The organism is Pseudomonas sp. JV414 (genome assembly GCF_032424305.1).
GTDB classification, from domain to species: Bacteria; Pseudomonadota; Gammaproteobacteria; order Pseudomonadales; family Pseudomonadaceae; genus Aquipseudomonas; species Aquipseudomonas lini.
Genome location: NZ_VYKC01000013.1, coordinates 1 through 17,040 on the forward strand (window position 1 = coordinate 1; position 17,040 = coordinate 17,040).

The 17,040-nt window shown below is 59.9% G+C and carries 15 protein-coding genes and 1 pseudogene; 11 read left to right on the forward strand and 5 right to left on the reverse strand.

Annotation, left to right across the window (positions count from 1 at the left end):
* From F6R97_RS14875 to F6R97_RS14910, 8 genes and pseudogenes are all read left to right on the forward strand, one after another.
* Positions 1-209 (forward strand): annotated as a pseudogene (locus F6R97_RS14875) (MFS transporter); the annotation flags it as partial.
* Positions 210-442: 233 nt separating this feature from the next.
* A complete protein-coding gene (locus F6R97_RS14880) occupies positions 443-1,441 on the forward strand; it encodes a phosphate ABC transporter substrate-binding protein PstS (protein ID WP_038980578.1) in 999 nt (332 codons plus the stop codon).
* A gap of 489 nt (positions 1,442-1,930) precedes the next feature.
* Positions 1,931-3,964, forward strand: a complete 2,034-nt coding sequence (locus F6R97_RS14885; protein ID WP_173667535.1) for an ABC transporter permease subunit — start codon at positions 1,931-1,933, stop codon at positions 3,962-3,964.
* A 15-nt stretch (positions 3,965-3,979) separates the two neighbouring features.
* Positions 3,980-5,650: a phosphate ABC transporter permease PstA gene (pstA, locus tag F6R97_RS14890; protein WP_038980583.1), complete on the forward strand. Its 1,671-nt coding sequence runs from the start codon at positions 3,980-3,982 to the stop codon at positions 5,648-5,650.
* 159 nt (positions 5,651-5,809) lie between these two features.
* The gene (gene pstB / locus F6R97_RS14895) at positions 5,810-6,643 is read left to right on the forward strand and encodes a phosphate ABC transporter ATP-binding protein PstB (protein WP_038980585.1); all 834 of its coding nucleotides are present in this window, start codon (positions 5,810-5,812) and stop codon (positions 6,641-6,643) included.
* 71 nt (positions 6,644-6,714) lie between these two features.
* Positions 6,715-7,476 (forward strand): phosphate signaling complex protein PhoU, encoded by a 762-nt coding sequence (gene phoU, locus F6R97_RS14900; protein WP_007896483.1) that lies wholly within the window; start codon positions 6,715-6,717, stop codon positions 7,474-7,476.
* Positions 7,477-7,651: 175 nt separating this feature from the next.
* Positions 7,652-8,554: a response regulator gene (locus F6R97_RS14905; protein WP_038980587.1), complete on the forward strand. Its 903-nt coding sequence runs from the start codon at positions 7,652-7,654 to the stop codon at positions 8,552-8,554.
* Positions 8,555-8,755: 201 nt separating this feature from the next.
* Complete coding sequence (locus F6R97_RS14910) at positions 8,756-9,652, forward strand: peptidoglycan DD-metalloendopeptidase family protein (protein ID WP_038980590.1); 897 nt, start codon at positions 8,756-8,758, stop codon at positions 9,650-9,652.
* A gap of 113 nt (positions 9,653-9,765) precedes the next feature.
* Here F6R97_RS14910 and F6R97_RS14915 read toward each other — a convergent pair whose 3' ends face one another.
* The 3 genes from F6R97_RS14915 to phoB form a co-directional block, all read right to left on the reverse strand.
* Entirely contained in the window at positions 9,766-11,106 is a 1,341-nt protein-coding gene (locus tag F6R97_RS14915) for a hemolysin family protein (protein ID WP_038980592.1), read from the reverse strand.
* A gap of 123 nt (positions 11,107-11,229) precedes the next feature.
* Positions 11,230-12,516, reverse strand: a complete 1,287-nt coding sequence (gene phoR, locus F6R97_RS14920; RefSeq protein ID WP_217450417.1) for a phosphate regulon sensor histidine kinase PhoR — start codon at positions 12,514-12,516, stop codon at positions 11,230-11,232.
* A 74-nt stretch (positions 12,517-12,590) separates the two neighbouring features.
* Positions 12,591-13,280, reverse strand: coding sequence for a phosphate regulon transcriptional regulator PhoB (phoB, locus tag F6R97_RS14925; RefSeq protein ID WP_008007735.1), 690 nt, complete (start codon positions 13,278-13,280; stop codon positions 12,591-12,593).
* Positions 13,281-13,432: 152 nt separating this feature from the next.
* On the opposite strand from phoB, the gene F6R97_RS14930 reads away from it, so the two are divergent.
* Positions 13,433-13,825: a hypothetical protein gene (locus tag F6R97_RS14930; RefSeq protein ID WP_038980597.1), complete on the forward strand. Its 393-nt coding sequence runs from the start codon at positions 13,433-13,435 to the stop codon at positions 13,823-13,825.
* Positions 13,826-13,892: 67 nt separating this feature from the next.
* Here F6R97_RS14930 and ubiA read toward each other — a convergent pair whose 3' ends face one another.
* Positions 13,893-14,783 carry a 4-hydroxybenzoate octaprenyltransferase gene (ubiA, locus tag F6R97_RS14935; RefSeq protein ID WP_315866743.1) on the reverse strand — a complete coding sequence of 297 codons (891 nt, stop codon included), beginning with the start codon at positions 14,781-14,783 and terminating at the stop codon, positions 13,893-13,895.
* Positions 14,783-15,346: a chorismate--pyruvate lyase family protein gene (locus tag F6R97_RS14940; protein ID WP_315866744.1), complete on the reverse strand. Its 564-nt coding sequence runs from the start codon at positions 15,344-15,346 to the stop codon at positions 14,783-14,785. The genes ubiA and F6R97_RS14940 overlap by 1 nt, the downstream gene beginning before the upstream one ends.
* Before the next feature lie 199 nt (positions 15,347-15,545).
* On the opposite strand from F6R97_RS14940, the gene F6R97_RS14945 reads away from it, so the two are divergent.
* Positions 15,546-15,713 carry a rubredoxin gene (locus F6R97_RS14945; RefSeq protein ID WP_010465298.1) on the forward strand — a complete coding sequence of 56 codons (168 nt, stop codon included), beginning with the start codon at positions 15,546-15,548 and terminating at the stop codon, positions 15,711-15,713.
* Between the two features lie 19 nt (positions 15,714-15,732).
* Complete coding sequence (locus F6R97_RS14950) at positions 15,733-16,881, forward strand: NAD(P)/FAD-dependent oxidoreductase (RefSeq protein WP_315866745.1); 1,149 nt, start codon at positions 15,733-15,735, stop codon at positions 16,879-16,881.
* Positions 16,882-17,040: the final 159 nt, after the last annotated feature.

Genomic DNA, 17,040 nt, shown 5'->3' on the forward strand with positions numbered 1-17,040 from the left:
ATGTGATGGTCAAAGCCTTCCCGGCGGTGGTGCGGTTCAGCGGGTTGTCGTTTTCCTACAACCTGGCTTACGCGATTTTCGGTGGCCTGACGCCGATGGTCGTGACGTTGCTCTTGAAGGAAAGCCCGATGGGGCCGGCCTATTATGTGGCGATCATTTGTGGTGTCGGGATTCTGGTGGGTGGGTATCTCTGGAAGAAGGGGCGCTAACCTTGTAACCGATCGTTCCCACGCTCTGCGTGGGAATGCCGCCATGGACGCTCTGCGTCCGCTTTTGAATGGGACGCAGAGCGTCCCGAGATGCATTCCCACGCAGAGCGTGGGAACGATCTATCGCTAGATGCTGGCCTTTCATCCAATTGTCATATTTCAGCCATAGAGTGTTCACACGGCCTGCTGATACTTGGCCCCGACTTAACACACCTATCTGCTAGGAGTAAGGCATGAAACTGAAGCGTTTGATGGCGGCAATGACTTTTGTCGCTGCTGGCGTTGCGACTGCCAACGCGGTTGCCGCTGTTGACCCGTCGATCCCGAGCTACACCAAGACCACTGGTGTGTCGGGCAACCTGTCCAGCGTCGGCTCCGATACCCTGGCTAACCTCATGACCCTGTGGGCTGAGAACTACAAAAAAGAATACCCGAACGTAAACATCCAGATTCAGGCTGCCGGTTCTTCCACCGCGCCACCTGCGCTGACTGAAGGCACCGCTAACCTGGGCCCGATGAGCCGCAAGATGAAGGACAACGAGCTGCAAGCCTTCGAAACCAAATACGGCTACAAGCCAACCGCTATTCCGGTTGCCGTGGACGCCCTGGCTGTCTTCGTACACAAAGACAACCCGATCAAGCACCTGACCATGGAACAGGTCGACGCGATCTTCTCCTCGACGCGTCTGTGCGGCGCTAAAACCGACGTGAAAACCTGGGGCGACCTGGGTGTGACCGGCGACCTGGCAAACAAGCCGGTTCAGCTGTTCGGTCGTAACTCGGTATCTGGCACTTACGGCTACTTCAAAGAAGAAGCCCTGTGCAAAGGCGACTTCAAGCCAAACGTCAACGAACAACCAGGTTCGGCTTCGGTTGTGCAATCGATCAGCTCCTCGCTGAACGGCGTTGGTTACTCGGGCATCGGCTACAAGACCGCCAGCGTGAAAACCGTAGCCCTGGCCAAGAAAGGCAGCACCGAGTTCGTTGAAGACACCGAAGAAAACGCCCTGAACGGCAAGTATCCGCTGTCGCGTTTCCTCTACGTATACGTCAACAAGGCCCCGAACAAGCCTCTGGCCCCGCTGGAAGCCGAGTTCGTGAAGCTGATTCTGTCCAAACAGGGTCAGGAAGTGGTTGTGAAAGACGGCTACATCCCGCTGCCAGCCAAGGTTGCTGCAAAAGCACTGGCTGACCTGGGTCTGCAAGAAGGCAACAACGTAGTAAAAAAGTAAAACCCTAGGTCCGGGCTAAACCCCGGACCTGTGTAGGAGCGAGGCTTGCCCGCGAAAGCGGTGGGTCAGTCAACATTGATGTTGAATGTAACGACCCCTTCGCGGGCAAGCCTCGCTCCTACAATGCCGGTAAATACCGGCCCCCAAATTTCCGATCCACTGCCAGTTCCCACCGGCGGCGGATTTGTTGCGTCACTGCATTGTCATCTTTCTGTCATACAGGATCGCTAGGGTGTGCGAATGAATGATCTGGCCAACTCCACCATGACTACAAATCCCCCCAAGCGAATTGACTTCAATACGCCTGAGCTGCACCGCAAGCGCCGTATTCGTGCGCTGAAAGATCGGCTGACCCGCTGGTATGTCCTCGTCGGCGGCCTCGCCGTTCTTGGCGCGATCACCCTGATCTTTTTCTTCCTCGGTTACGTCGTCGCGCCGCTGTTCCAGGGTGCCGACCTGACCGCCAAAGACGCCATCATGCCTGCCTGGATGCAAGACGCCGGCAAGCCGCTGATGATCTCCCTCGAAGAGCAGAACCAGGTCGCCATGCGGGTTTCCGACAAGGGCCAGGCACTGTTCTTTGATATCGACACTGGCGCCGAGCTGCGCCGCGTCGACCTGCCGATTCCAGCCGGCACCAGCGTGACCTCCATCGGTGAAGATCAACCTGGCCAGCCATTGGTGGCGGTGGGTTTGTCCAACGGTCAGGCGCTGGTGTTCCGTCACACGTATAAAGTCAGCTACCCGGATGGCAAGAAAACCATCTCGCCGGCCGTTGAATACCCCTACGGCGAAACACCCATCGCGCTGAACGAGGCGGGCGGTGCTCTAGAGCACGTCAGCCTCAACGCCACTGATTCGACCCTGCTGCTGGCCGGTTCCACCGGTGCGCAGCTGCATGTCGTGTCGCTGACCAGCGAAGAAAACATGATGACCGGCGAAGTCACCAATGAGCAGAAGCGCATTGACCTGCCGCAAATGACCGAGCCGGTGAAAAACATCTTCGTCGACCCGCGTCAGCAGTGGCTGTACGTGGTCAACGGTCGTGCTCAGGCCGACGTTTTCAGCCTGCGCGACAAGAGCCTCAACGGTCGCTATAAATTGCTTGAAAATGGCGATGCCGAAGTGACCGCCAGCACTCAATTGCTGGGCGGCATCTCGCTGATCGTCGGTGACTCCAAGGGCGGCCTCGCCCAGTGGTTCATGGCTCGCGACCCGGATGGCGAACAACGCTTCAAGCAGATCCGTACCTTCCAGATGGGCACTACGCCGATCGTGGAGATCACCGCCGAAGAACGTCGCAAAGGCTTCGTTGCCCTCGACGCTTCCGGCAAACTCGGCGTGTTCCACAGCACCGCTCACCGCACTTTGCTGGTGGACCAGGTGGTCGACGGCCAAGGCCTTTTCGGCCTGTCGCCACGGGCCAACCGCGTGATCGTGGAGCAGGGTGGCAAGCTGCAACCGTTGCTGCTCGACAACCCGCACCCGGAAGTCTCGTGGAGCGCGTTGTGGAGCAAGGTCTGGTACGAGAACTACGACGAGCCTAAATACGTCTGGCAATCGACCGCCGCCAACACCGACTTCGAACCCAAGCTGAGCCTCTCGCCGCTGACCTTCGGTACCCTGAAAGCCGCGTTCTACGCGATGCTGCTGGCTGCGCCACTGGCCGTTGCCGCGGCGATCTACACCGCGTACTTCATGGCTCCAGGCATGCGTCGCAAGGTCAAACCGGTGATCGAGCTGATGGAAGCGATGCCGACGGTGATCCTCGGCTTCTTCGCCGGCCTGTTCCTTGCGCCGTACGTGGAAGGGCATTTGCCGGGGATTTTCAGTCTGCTGCTGTTGATGCCAATTGGCATCCTGGTCGCCGGTTTCACCTTCAGTCGCCTGCCTGAATCGCTGCGCCTGCGGGTGCCGGACGGCTGGGAAAGCGCGATCCTGATCCCGGTGATTCTGTTTGTGGGCTGGCTGTCGCTGTACATGAGCCCGTACATGGAAACCTGGTTCTTCGGCGGCGACATGCGCATGTGGATCTCCCACGACTTAGGGATTACCTACGACCAGCGCAACGCTCTGGTAGTCGGTCTGGCCATGGGCTTCGCGGTCATTCCGAACATCTACTCGATCGCCGAAGACGCCGTGTTCAGCGTGCCTCGCGGCCTGACTCTGGGCTCCCTGGCCCTCGGTGCCACACCGTGGCAGACCATGACGCGCGTGGTGATCCTCACCGCCAGCCCGGGCATCTTCTCGGCGCTGATGATCGGCATGGGCCGCGCGGTCGGCGAAACCATGATCGTGCTGATGGCCACCGGTAACACCCCGGTCATGGAAATGAACCTGTTCGAAGGCCTGCGCACCCTGGCGGCCAACGTCGCAGTGGAAATGCCCGAATCGGAAGTCGGCGGCAGCCACTACCGCGTGCTGTTCCTCTCGGCGCTGGTGCTGCTGTTGTTCACCTTCGTCATGAACACCCTCGCGGAACTGATTCGTCAGCGTCTGCGCAAGAAATACTCGTCGCTTTAAGAAAGGTAGAAGTCTGTGAAACAGAACTCCCTGAATGGATGGTTCAAGAGCGGCGCCCCCGGCGTCTGGATCAGCGGTGGCGCGGTGTCCATTGCGGTCATCATGACCATTGGCCTGCTGGCGGTGATTGCCGTGCGCGGCCTGGGCCACTTCTGGCCAGCGGACCTGGTGCACGCCAGTTACGACGTGCCGGGCCAGGCCAACCACCTCGTTGTCGGCGAAGTGGTGCAGAAGGAAGAAGTGCCACGCGAGCGCCTGAAAAGCGCTGGCCTGCCGGTGCCCGATCAGGGCCCGGAGTTCATGACCCGCGAGTTGATCAAGGTCGGCAACCGTGATCTGAACGGCACTGACTTCACGTGGATTGTCGGCGAGTGGCTAACTAACCAAACGACTCCACCCGAGCTGATGGCTATCGAGCGTCGTGAGTGGGGCAACTTCTACGGCTACCTGGTCAACGTCAAACAGGATGGCAAGGTCATTGCTGAAGGCGAGGCCGCATGGCCTGAGTTGCAGGCGCGTGTCGATCGCGTCAACCAGCTCGCCGCGCAGCTCAAGACCCTGGAAAAGGTCGACATCGGCGCGATCAACGCAGGTCTGGAACGTGTGCGTCTGCACGGTCGCAAACTGGAACTGGCCGGCCGTCTCGACGCTGCCGCACAAGCGGACCTGGAGTCCGAACGCGCCGAGTTGAATGCCCGTTATCAGGAAATCGAAGCGCGTCTGAATGATCTGCACGCGCAGTTCAACCGCGACAGCCTGACCGCTCGCGACGCGAACGGCAAAGAAGTCGAAATCGGCATCGGTAAAGTGGTTCACGCCTACCAGCCGAACGCCATGGGCACCTTCACCAAGATCGGCTTCTACTTCAGCAAGGTCTGGGAATTCCTCAGTGATGACCCGCGTGAAGCCAACACCGAAGGCGGGATTTTCCCGGCGATTTTCGGCACCGTGATGATGACGTTGATCATGGCGATGATCGTGACGCCATTCGGCGTGCTGGCGGCGGTCTACCTGCGTGAATATGCACGTCAGGGGCCGATGACCCGGCTGATCCGCATCGCGGTGAACAACCTGGCGGGTGTTCCGGCCATCGTTTACGGCGTGTTTGGTCTGGGCTTCTTCGTCTACGTGCTCGGCGGTTCGGTCGACCGGTTGTTCTTCCCTGAAGCACTGCCAGCGCCGACCTTCGGTACGCCGGGCCTGCTTTGGGCCTCGCTGACCCTGGCGCTGCTGGCGGTGCCGGTGGTAATCGTGGCCACTGAAGAAGGCCTGGCGCGGATTCCTCGCACCGTGCGTGAAGGCTCGTTGGCCCTCGGCGCAACCAAGGCAGAAACCTTGTGGAAGATCGTGCTGCCGATGGCCAGCCCGGCGATGATGACCGGGATGATCCTCGCCGTGGCCCGTGCCGCCGGTGAAGTGGCGCCGCTGATGCTGGTGGGCGTGGTGAAACTGGCGCCGTCGTTGCCGCTGGATGGCAACTACCCGTACTTGCACCTGGACCAAAAGATCATGCACTTGGGCTTCCACATTTATGACGTCGGCTTCCAGAGCCCGAACGTCGAAGCCGCGCGGCCGCTGGTATACGCCACTGCATTGCTGCTGGTGCTGGTGATTGCCACGCTCAACTTGTCGGCCGTTTATATCCGTAACCATCTGCGCGAAAAATACAAAGCATTGGATAGCTGATTACTGCCGCTCCCTGTAGGAGCCAGGCTTGCCGGCGAAGGCGATTTCAAGGACGCCTTCGCGGGCAAGCCTCGCTCCTACAGAACGGCGACACCGCTGGCCCAATCTTGTGAGGCCAGCGGCTCACTGAACCGAATTTGTTAGCACAGGGAGCCTCCCATGCAGCACGAAGCACACACTCACGGTATCAACATGTCGGCCCTGGGCCGCGACAAACAGAGCCTGAGCCTCGAGCAAGAAACCGTGGCCATCGAAGTGCCGGGCCTGAGCCTGTTCTACGGCGACAAACAAGCGCTGTTCGACGTCAGCATGAACATCCCGAAACAGCGCGTGACCGCCTTCATCGGCCCGTCCGGCTGCGGCAAGTCCACGCTGCTGCGCACCTTCAACCGCATGAACGACTTGGTGGACGGTTGCCGCGTCGACGGCGCGATCAACCTCTACGGCAACAACATCTACCGTAAGGGCGAGGACGTGGCTGAGCTGCGTCGTCGCGTCGGGATGGTGTTCCAGAAGCCCAACCCGTTCCCGAAAACCATCTACGAGAACGTGGTCTACGGCCTGCGCATTCAGGGCATCAACAAGAAGCGTGTGTTGGACGAAGCGGTCGAGTGGGCATTGAAAGGCGCGGCCCTGTGGGAGGAAGTCAAAGACCGTTTGCACGAGTCGGCGCTCGGCCTGTCCGGTGGTCAGCAGCAACGTCTGGTGATTGCCCGCACCATCGCCGTGGAGCCGGAAGTCCTGCTGCTCGATGAGCCATGCTCGGCGCTCGACCCGATCTCGACGCTGAAAGTCGAAGAGCTGATCTACGAACTGAAATCCAAGTTCACCATTGTTATCGTGACCCACAACATGCAACAGGCCGCGCGGGTTTCCGACTACACGGCGTTCATGTACATGGGCAAACTGGTGGAATTCGGCGACACCGATACCCTGTTCACCAATCCGGCGAAGAAGCAGACCGAAGACTACATCACTGGTCGCTACGGCTAGGAAGCTGTTGTTGCTCACTGAACTGACGCTGCGGTCCACCGCACCTTACCGGACGCTCCAAGGACGCCAACATGATTAGTAAAGAAGGCCTTACCCATCACATCTCCGCGCAGTTCAACGCTGAGCTCGAGGAAGTGCGCAGCCACCTCCTGGCCATGGGCGGGCTGGTGGAAAAGCAGGTCAACGACGCGGTCACCGCGCTGATCGAGGCCGACTCCGGCCTGGCCCAGCAGGTTCGCGAGATCGACGACCAGATCAACCAGATGGAACGCAACATCGACGAAGAATGCCTGCGCATTCTGGCCCGTCGTCAGCCGGCAGCGTCGGACTTGCGTTTGATCATCAGCATATCCAAGTCGGTGATCGACCTGGAGCGTATCGGCGACGAAGCCACCAAAATCGCCCGTCGTGCCATTCAGTTGTGCGAAGAAGGCGAAGCCCCACGCGGTTACGTGGAAGTTCGCCACATTGGTGACCAGGTGCGCAACATGGTTCGCGATGCTTTGGACGCGTTTGCCCGCTTCGACGCCGACCTGGCGTTGTCGGTGGCGCAGTACGACAAGATCATCGATCGCGAATACAAGACTGCACTGCGTGAACTCGCCACCTACATGATGGAAGACCCACGCTCTATTTCGCGGGTCTTGAGCATTATCTGGGTGCTGCGTTCCCTGGAGCGGATCGGCGACCACGCGCGCAATATCTCGGAACTGGTGATTTACCTGGTGCGCGGCACCGACGTGCGTCACTTGGGCCTCAAGCGCATGAAGGAAGAAGTTGAAGGCACAAGTGCCGAAACCGCTAATGTTCCGGGCAAAGCTGACGATAAGTAAGACTGCCCCTAGGAAAGCGCCCGGCCCTTTGGCCGGGCGTTTTTGTTTGCGTGGCTTCGAATTGAAGAATTGAAAAGCAGCACCCGCGAACGAAAAGTCCCGGCGTGACTGAAGAGTTTTGGCAAAGTGCCATCAGCCAGCGTTATGCTTGCCGGGATTTTTAAAGGGGTGTTGGATGAGCAAGATTAGTGTGTTGGTCGTGGACGATGCGGCGTTCATTCGTGACCTGGTAAAGAAGTGCCTGCGTAACTACTTCCCCGGGATCCGGACCGAAGATGCAGTCAACGGCAAAAAGGCCCAGGCCATGCTGGCCAAAGAAGCGTTCGACCTGGTTCTGTGCGACTGGGAAATGCCGGAGATGTCCGGTCTGGAACTGCTGACCTGGTGCCGCGAGCAGGACAACCTCAAGACCATGCCGTTCGTGATGGTCACCAGCCGTGGCGACAAAGAGAACGTCGTCCAGGCGATTCAGGCCGGAGTTTCCGGCTACGTCAGCAAGCCGTTCACCAACGAGCAACTGCTGACCAAGGTCAAACAGGCGCTGAACAAGGTCGGCAAACTTGACGCCCTGATGAGCGGTGCGCCGACCAAAATGAACTCGGCATTCGGCAACGATTCCCTGAGCGCGTTGACCGGTGGCAAGGCTGCTGTCGTCGCACCAGCCCCGGCTGCCGCACCGTCTCGCGGCTTGCTCAACACTCCGCCGGTCAAGGCACCGGTCGCTGCTTCCGCGCCTGCCAGCGGGCGCGGTCAAGGCCAACTGCGCCTGCCGAGTGGCACCCAGCAATGCGTGATCAAGGCCTTGAGCATCAAGGAAGCACTGCTGGTGGTGAAGCGCACTGACACTCTGCCGCAAGTCCTCGACAGCGCCGTGCTCGACCTGGAGCAGGGCGAGAACGCTGAAATCGCCCGCCTCAACGGCTACCTGCACGCCATCGTTGCCTACGAGCCGAAACCTGACAGCGACTGGCTGCAACTGACTTTCCGCTTTGTCGACCAGGATGCGCAGAAGCTCGACTACATCTCCCGCCTGATCGCCCGTGGCACCGCACAGAAGCATTTCGTACCGGGCGCGTAACGTGTACCGCTGATCGTTCCCACGCTCTGCGTGGGAATGCCTCCCCGGATGCTCCGTGTCCGCTTCGGATGGGACGCAGAGCGTCCCTTGCTGCATTCCCACGCAGAGCGTGGGAATGATCATTTGAAACATCTGTCGACTACGCTGGTCCATTTCAGCTGCTAGGCTCCTTTCCAGGCCTTACTCGACAGAATCTTGCCCATGCTCGCGCGCCTGCTGTTTTTCTGTGGTCTGTTCATGGCCTCCACCTCGGCTGTGGCCATGACGATTTACCGGTCCACCGACGCCAGTGGCGTGGTCTCTTACAGCGACCGCCCCACCAAAGGCGCGAAGGTGTTCGTTTTTCGGGACCGGATGGTCGAGCGGCTTGAACGGCAGGTGTACCTCGATATCAAGAAACAGAGGGGCATGGACAGCGTGTTCGTGCGCAACGACCTGTATGCGCCGGTCGAGATCGAGCTGAGTTTTGCCGGGCTGAATAACGTCAGCGGCGCGCCGAGCCGACCGATCCGTCGGGTTATGCCAGCGCGCAGTAACCTTCGCCTGGCGCTGCTCAAGGCGACGAAGGCCGGAAGGCCGCTGGTCTATACTCCAAGGTTCGAATATTCCCTGGGCGACCCCGCAGGGGCCGCCATGGCGTATCGATATCCGTTGCCCTGGCGTGGCGGGCCGTTTCGGCTGAGCCAAGGCGCCAATGGCCAATACAGCCACTACGGGCCGAAGAACCGTTATGCGATGGACATCGCCATGCCCGAAGGCACGCCGATCATCGCGGCGCGCGGCGGAATGGTGGTGAAAACCGAGAATGGCCAGACCGGGCGCGGCAACGATCCGTCAGGCAATTTCGTGCGGGTATTGCACGATGACGGAACGATGGGCGTGTACCTGCACCTCAAGAAAGGCTCAGTCAGCGTACGGGAAGGTCAGCGAGTGGTGGTGGGCAGTGCGCTGGCGCTGTCGGGCAATACCGGCAACAGCAGCGGCCCGCACTTGCACTTCGTGGTGCAGCGCAATACCGGGTTGGGGTTGGTATCGATTCCGTACCAGTTCAATCAACCGGTAGGCGCGTTGCCCAACTTTGCGTTGGGCAAGAAGTAATGGGTGCCTGACCCAACGCCATCGCGGGCAAGCCCACTCCCACAGGTCCTGCGCAAGTCCTTGTGGGAGCGGGCTTGCCCGCGAAGGGGTCGACGCGGATCTGGATCAGCGCATTAATCGAGCATCAACACCTTGGCCAAAATGATCTTCGGCCCTTTCATCTTCTTGATGATGATCCGCAAACCTTCTACTTCCAGCACTTCTTCCTCTTCCGGCACCCGTTTCAAGGTTTCATAGACCAGACCGGCGAGGGTTTCGGCTTCGATGTGGTCCAGATCGATGCCCAGCAGGCGTTCGACCTTGAACAGCGGTGTATCGCCCCGCACCAGCAGTTTGCCCGGCTGATACGCGAGGATCCCGCGTTCGGCCTTGCGGTGTTCGTCCTGAATGTCGCCCACCAGCACTTCCAGCACGTCTTCCATGGTCAGGTAGCCGATGATGTTGCCGTCGGCTTCCTCGACCACGGCGAAATGCGAACCGCCCTTGCGGAACTGTTCCAGCAACTGCGACAGCGGCATGTGGCGAGACACGCGCTCCAGCGGGCGGGTCAGTTCGGCGAGGTTGAACGACTCGGGAATGTGATCCAGTGCGGCCAGTTCCAGCAGCAAATCCTTGATGTGCAGCAGGCCGACGAACTCCTGACGCTCGCTGTCATACACCGGGTAGCGGCTAAACTTGTGGCGACGGAACATCGCCAGAATTTCCTTGAGTGGCGCGTTGAACTCCAGCGTCACCAGGTCTTCCCGGGAGTTGGCCCAGTCGACCACTTCCAGCTCGCCCATCTCCACCGCCGAGGCCAAAACGCGCATGCCTTGGTCGCTCGGGTCCTGGCCACGGCTGGAGTGCAGGATCAGTTTCAGTTCTTCACGGCTGTAATGGTGCTCGTGATGCGGGCCGGGTTCACCCTGGCCGGCGATCCGCAGGATCTGGTTGGCGCTGGCGTTGAGCAGGTAGATGGCCGGGTACATGGCCCAGTAGAACAGGTACAGCGGCACGGCTGTCCAGAGCGACAGCAGCTCGGGTTTGCGGATAGCCCAGGATTTCGGGGCCAGTTCACCGACCACGATGTGCAGGTACGAAATGATGAAGAACGCCGTAAAGAACGACACGCCTTTGACCACTTCGGCGGACTCTACGCCAACAGCGCTCAGTACCGGCTCGAGAATATGGGCGAACGCCGGCTCACCGACCCAGCCCAGGCCGAGGGAGGCGAGGGTAATGCCCAATTGGCAGGCCGAGAGGTAAGCATCGAGCTGACTGTGCACGGTGCGCAGGATATGTCCGCGCCAGCCGTGTTGTTCAGCGATGGCTTCGACCCGGGTCGAGCGTAGTTTGACCATGGCAAATTCCGCCGCAACGAAAAAGCCGTTGAGCAAAACCAGGATCAGAGCAAAAAGAATCATGCCGAAATCGGCGAAGAGTGTCGCGAGGGTCAAGCCAGGGGAAGGGTCCATGATGGGGTTTTGCGGGTTCCGTGTATTCGAAAGGAAAGAAAAAAGTGCGCCTGAAAGGCAGGCACAAGTCAGCCAATGTAGCGGCTGACTCTTGGCTTGCCTAGTGGCGAGTGCTGGCCGGTATCAATCGGCGGTGCTGATAACCCGGGATTTGGTCACCTGGGCTGGCGCAAAATGGCAGGTAAACGTGCTGCCGTGCCCCGGCACACTGCTGATTTCCATACGTGCCCGGTGGCGCAGCAACACATGCTTGACGATGGCCAGTCCCAGCCCGGTGCCGCCGGTATTGGAGTTGCGGCTGGAGTCGACGCGGTAGAAGCGTTCAGTCAGGCGCGGCAAGTGTTTGCTGTCGATGCCGATACCCGAATCCTGCACGCTCAAATGCGCGCCTTGATCGTCACCCCACCAGCGAATTCGGATATTGCCTTCTGCCGGGGTGTATTTCACTGCGTTGAACACCAGGTTGGAGAACGCGCTACGCAATTCGGCTTCGCTGCCCTTGAGCAGGATCGTCGGATCGGCTTCCAGGCTGATGTGCTGGTTTTTTTGGCCCGACAGTTGCTGAGCGTCGCCCTTGATCGATTGCAGCAGGCTGTCAATGGACACCGGTTGATTGTCCGACGGGTAATCGGTGGCTTCCAGTTTGGCCAGCAGCAGCAAATCGTTAAGCAAGGTCTGCATGCGCCCGCCTTGCTGCTGCATCTGCTGCAGCGCACGGGTCCAGCGCGGGTTCACTTCCTCGACGTTGTCGAGCAGGGTCTCCAGGTAGCCGCAGATCACCGTCAGCGGCGTGCGCAGTTCGTGGGACACATTGGCGATGAAGTCTTTGCGCATCTGTTCCAGCTGATGGATACGCGTCACGTCGCGCACCAGCATCAAGTGTTCGTTGTTGCCATAGCGGGTGATGTACAGCTGAATGCGCAGGCGATCATTGATTGGTGAAGGAATTTCCAACGGCTCGGCGTAGCTGTCCTGTTCGAAGTATTCCTTGAAGCGCGGATGGCGCACCAGGTTGGTCACGGGCTGGCCGCTGTCCTGAGGGGTCTTGAGACCAAGCAGGGTTTCGGCGGCACGGTTCCACCATTCCAGGTTGCCATCGCTGTCGAGCATGATCACCGCGTCTTTCAGTGCCGCGGTGGATTCCTGGACCCGGTCGATCACCGCTTGCAGGCGCCCGCGCACCCGTTGGTCGCGGCGTTGCAAGTGGTAGATGCTGTCGAACACTTCGCCCCACAGGCCATAGCCATCGGGTGGTGCTTCATCGGGTTTGTGCAGGCGCAGCCATTCGTGCAGGCGCAGCAGTTGCTTGAGGGTCCAGGCCAGATAAAGGCCCAGGCCCACGGCGAGGCTCCAGCCGTAGTAGCCGGAAATCAGGCCGATCACCAGGCAGGCGGTGACCAGCAACAGCATGTGGCGAATCAGGGTGCCATGCCAGTTTTGGTTCACGAAAAAATGCGTCCTTGTCAGCGAGTCTGGCGGTCGGCTCAGGCCTTGGTGGAAAACCGGTAGCCGGTGCCGCGCACGGTTTGTACCAGATTTTCATAGGCATCGCCGAGGGCTTTGCGCAGGCGCCGGATGTGTACATCGACGGTGCGTTCTTCGACATAGACATTGCCGCCCCAGACCTGATCCAGCAACTGGCCGCGGGTATAGGCACGTTCCTGGTGGGTCATGAAAAACTGCAGCAGGCGGTATTCGGTCGGGCCCATCTCGGCGGGTTTGCCGTCGATGGTCACGCGGTGGCTGATCGGGTCCAGCAGCAGGCCGCCGACTTCGATTGGCGACTCGCCATCAGTCGGGCCGGCGCGGCGCAGAACGGCTTTCAGGCGCGCCACCAGCTCTCGCGGGGAAAATGGTTTGGTGATGTAGTCATCAGCGCCGACTTCCAGGCCCTGGATCTTGTTGTCCTCTTCGCCCTTGGCGGTGAGCATGATGATCGGGATATCCCCAGTCAGCTCATCGCGTTTGAGGCGGCGGGCCAGCTCGATGCCGGAAGTGCCGGGCAGCATCCAGTCGAGCAAAATCAGGTCCGGTTTACGGTCGACGATAATGGCATGGGCCTGCTGCGAGTTCTCCGCCTCCAGGCAGTCATAGCCGGCCATTTCCAACGCAACGGCGATCATTTCGCGAATGGGCGCTTCGTCGTCAACGATCAGAATGCTCCTGCCAACCATGCGTTAATCCTCTTGTCATTTAACTGTCTTGCGCCGCATTAGATAACGGAATTATTGCAGTCGTGTGACAGTATTTTAGCTGTCCTGTGATTGGCGGGATCCTGAACTAAGCTTTAAGTCCGAATCCTGACAACCACAAGAGGAAGGTTTCCATGACATCGCACTCGTTTTCCTTCAAAACCCTGATGTTGGCCACTGCCTTGATTTTTCCGACGATGGCTTTCGCCGCCGAACCGGCGATGATGAAAGGCGACATGATGGTCGACCACAAGGGTATGACCGTTTACACGTTCGACAAGGACACCGGCGGCAAGTCGATGTGTAACGATGATTGTGCCAAGAACTGGCCACCGATGATGGCCCCGGCAGGCGCCAAGGCCGAAGGCAAATTTACGCCAATTAAACGGGATGATGGCACGATGCAATGGGCTTATGACGGTAAGCCGCTATATACGTTTATGAAGGACGAAAAACCTGGAGAGATGAAGGGTGACGGCATGAAAGATGTCTGGCACGTCATCACCAATACCGGACCGAAGAAGTAAGCGAGTTCAGGAACCACAGCCTCGTTCCAGTAGGAGCGAGGCTTTTGCCCGCGAAGGCTCAGTCGCTTCAGCGCAACGCGTAATCCAGCACAATCCCGACAAAAATCGCCAACCCCGCCCAATGGTTATGCAAAAACGCCTGAAAGCAGCGCATCCGGTCCTTGCTGCGGGTGTACCAGAACTCCCACGCAAAACAACCCGCCGCCGCCAGTAACCCGAGGTGGAACCAGCCGCCGAGCTGGAATTTCGAGCCCGCCAGCAGCAGGCACCCCAATGCCAATCCTTGCAGGGTCAGAATGATCGCCCTGTCGGCGTCGCCAAACAGAATCGCCGTGGATTTCACCCCGATCTTCAAGTCGTCGTCGCGGTCGGTCATGGCGTAATAGGTGTCGTAGCCCACGGTCCACAACAGGTTGGCGATCCATAACAACCAGGCCGCCGCCGGCAACTCACCGGTTTCGGCGGTGAATGCCATCGGCATGCCCCAGGAGAACGCCGCGCCCAGTACCACTTGCGGGTAATAGGTGTAGCGCTTCATGAATGGGTAAGTGAACGCCAGGGCCAAGCCGCCCAGTGACAGCCAGACCGTCGCTGCGTTGGTACACAGCACCAGCAAGAAGCTCACGCCCATCAGCACGGCGAAGAACACCAGGGCTTCTTTCGAGCTGATCTTGCCGCTCACCAGCGGCCGCTGTTCGGTGCGTTTCACGTGGCCATCGACCTTGCGGTCCGCCCAATCGTTGATCACGCAGCCGCCGGCACGGGTCAGCACCACGCCGAGCACGAAAATCACGATATTGACCAATGAAGGCGAACCTTCACCGGCAATCCAGAGTGCCCACAGCGTCGGCCACAGCAGCAAATAAATGCCGATCGGCTTGTCCATGCGGGTCAGCTGAATAAAATCCCAGGCCCGAGGATTCACGCGGTTCAGGGACTTGAGCAGGCTCTGGTACATCAGCAATTCTCCGGATGGGCGCGGGTGGCGCTCCACAAGGTCGGCAGGAAAATCTCGGCCACCAGCACGCTCAAGGCGCCGCGGTCGAAACGCGAGCGCCGGCCCCACAGTTCAGGCGCCTGAGCATCCACCGGCAACCATGCTTGAGGATAGTGACAAACCTCGATGGCCCGGCGCTGGAATGCCTGATCGCAAAACAGCAATTCACCCAGAGAGCGGCTGCCCAATTCATCCATATGCAATCCATCACCCTGCAACGCGCTACGCGCCGCCACGCTGCGGGCAAACACCCAGGCTTCTCCGTGGCCGCGCAAATACACCTCGCGCACCCAGCCTTCACTGCCTTCGGCCAGCTCCAGCGCAGCACATTCGTCGGCGCGCAACGATTGCCAGCCTTCGAACAGCGGCGTGACGCTGAAGCCATCATTCGACAGGCGGATCAAGCGTCGGGTCAGCGACCCTTCATCGAACAGCCAATCGAGCGTAGACGTATCGGGGAGGGGCGTCAGTTGGCTTCGGGGAAGCCAGACCGGTGTCGCGGAGGGGGATTTTGAGTGCGGCACAGTGAGTCATTATTGGCAGCAAATGAGGCGGCGAGCTTACCATGTCAGGCGCCGATTTTGATTGACCGGCCTGCCGTTACGCCGAACAGGCTTGCATCTGCCGGGTCCGATCAGTACAAAACGCCCTGAGCCGGACGGCAACGCTTCACCGATCGACCGTTCGCGCCGGCAAAAGCCTGAATCCTGAGGAAGTAACTGAATGAAAAAGTGGCAATGTGTGGTCTGCGGCCTGATTTATAACGAGGCCGAGGGCTGGCCGGACGACGGTATTGCGGCGGGCACGCTGTGGCAGGACGTGCCGGAAGATTGGCTGTGCCCGGACTGCGGCGTGGGCAAGATGGATTTCGAAATGATCGAAATCAACTAAGAATCCAAGGAGTAAGGGAATGAACGCACCTGTCGTGATCGTCGGCACTGGGCTGGCTGGCTACAACCTGGCCCGGGAGTTTCGCAAACTCGATGGCGAAACTCCGCTGCTGCTGATTACCGCAGATGACGGACGCTCCTACTCCAAGCCGATGCTCTCCACCGGCTTCGGCAAGAATAAAGACGCCGACGGCCTGAGCATGGCCGAACCGGGCGCCATGGCCGAGCAATTGAAAGCCGAAGTGCGCACCCACACGCGTATCAGCGGTATCGATCCAGGCCATAAACGCCTGTGGATTGGTGAGGAAGCGGTGATCTACCGTGACCTGATCCTGGCGTGGGGCGCGGAAACCGTGCGGGTGCCGATCGAAGGCGACGCGGCGGATGCCGTTTTCCCGATCAATGATCTTGAAGACTATGCACGCTTTCGCGCGGCCGCGGCCGGCAAGCATCGGGTATTGCTGCTGGGTGCCGGTTTGATCGGCTGCGAATTCGCCAACGACCTCATCCTCGGTGGTTACGAGGTGCAACTGGTTGCACCGTGCGAACAGGTCATGCCGACCTTGCTGCACCCGGCCGCTGCCGCTGCGGTCCAGGCCGGCCTGGAAAGCCTGGGCGCGCGCTTCCACCTCGGGCCGGTGCTCAATCGCCTGCAAAGAGTGGCTGATGGCCTGGAAGCGCATCTGTCCGATGGCCAGGTGATCTCCTGCGATGTGGTGGTGTCGGCCATCGGTCTGCGTCCGCGCATCGACCTGGCGGCCGCTGCCGGGCTGCAGGTCAACCGTGGCGTAGTGGTCGACCGTCATCTGAAAACTTCTCACGCCAACATTTATGCCTTGGGCGACTGCGCCGAGGTCGATGGGCTGAATCTGTTGTACGTCATGCCCCTCATGAGCTGTGCGAGAGCGCTGGCCCAAACCCTCGCCGGCAACCCTACAGCAGTGAGTTATGGCCCGATGCCAATCACCGTGAAAACCCCGGTCTGCCCATTGGTGGTTTCGCCGCCGCCGCGGGGCGCGGAGGGCGTCTGGACGGTCGAAGGGCAGGGCGCGGACATCAAAGTGTTGTGCCGTGACAGCGCCGGCAAATTGCTGGGCTATGCCCTGACAGGCGCAGCGGTGATGGAAAAACTCGCCCTGAACAAAGAGCTTCCGGCCTTGCTGGCGTAAATAGCGGTCGTTCTGTCGGAATCACCCCGCTTTTGCTCCCACAAAGGTCGCGGGGAGACTGGCGCCGCTCTGAAGCGCGTGCCATTCTCACTCCCGTCTGCCGCAGAGTAGAGCACCTGCGGCGCCTTAGGCGCTGTTCCAACGAGAACAGCACGGACA

Bases quoted from the DNA above. Each gene is read 5' to 3' on its own strand.
- F6R97_RS14915 (WP_038980592.1), bottom strand. From the start codon at position 11,106: ATGGACCCTTCCCCTGGCTTGACCCTCGCGACACTCTTCGCCGATTTC.
- ubiA (WP_315866743.1), bottom strand. From the start codon at position 14,783: ATGTACCAGAGCCTGCTCAAGTCCCTGAACCGCGTGAATCCTCGGGCC.
- F6R97_RS14930 (WP_038980597.1), top strand. From the start codon at position 13,433: ATGACATCGCACTCGTTTTCCTTCAAAACCCTGATGTTGGCCACTGCC.
- F6R97_RS14905 (WP_038980587.1), top strand. From the start codon at position 7,652: ATGAGCAAGATTAGTGTGTTGGTCGTGGACGATGCGGCGTTCATTCGT.
- F6R97_RS14950 (WP_315866745.1), top strand. From the start codon at position 15,733: ATGAACGCACCTGTCGTGATCGTCGGCACTGGGCTGGCTGGCTACAAC.
- F6R97_RS14880 (WP_038980578.1), top strand. From the start codon at position 443: ATGAAACTGAAGCGTTTGATGGCGGCAATGACTTTTGTCGCTGCTGGC.
- phoR (WP_217450417.1), bottom strand. From the start codon at position 12,516: ATGCTGTTGCTGGTCACCGCCTGCCTGGTGATCGGCCTGATTTCCGGC.
- F6R97_RS14945 (WP_010465298.1), top strand. From the start codon at position 15,546: ATGAAAAAGTGGCAATGTGTGGTCTGCGGCCTGATTTATAACGAGGCC.
- phoB (WP_008007735.1), bottom strand. From the start codon at position 13,280: ATGGTTGGCAGGAGCATTCTGATCGTTGACGACGAAGCGCCCATTCGC.
- F6R97_RS14910 (WP_038980590.1), top strand. From the start codon at position 8,756: ATGCTCGCGCGCCTGCTGTTTTTCTGTGGTCTGTTCATGGCCTCCACC.
- phoU (WP_007896483.1), top strand. From the start codon at position 6,715: ATGATTAGTAAAGAAGGCCTTACCCATCACATCTCCGCGCAGTTCAAC.
- pstB (WP_038980585.1), top strand. From the start codon at position 5,810: ATGCAGCACGAAGCACACACTCACGGTATCAACATGTCGGCCCTGGGC.
- F6R97_RS14885 (WP_173667535.1), top strand. From the start codon at position 1,931: ATGCAAGACGCCGGCAAGCCGCTGATGATCTCCCTCGAAGAGCAGAAC.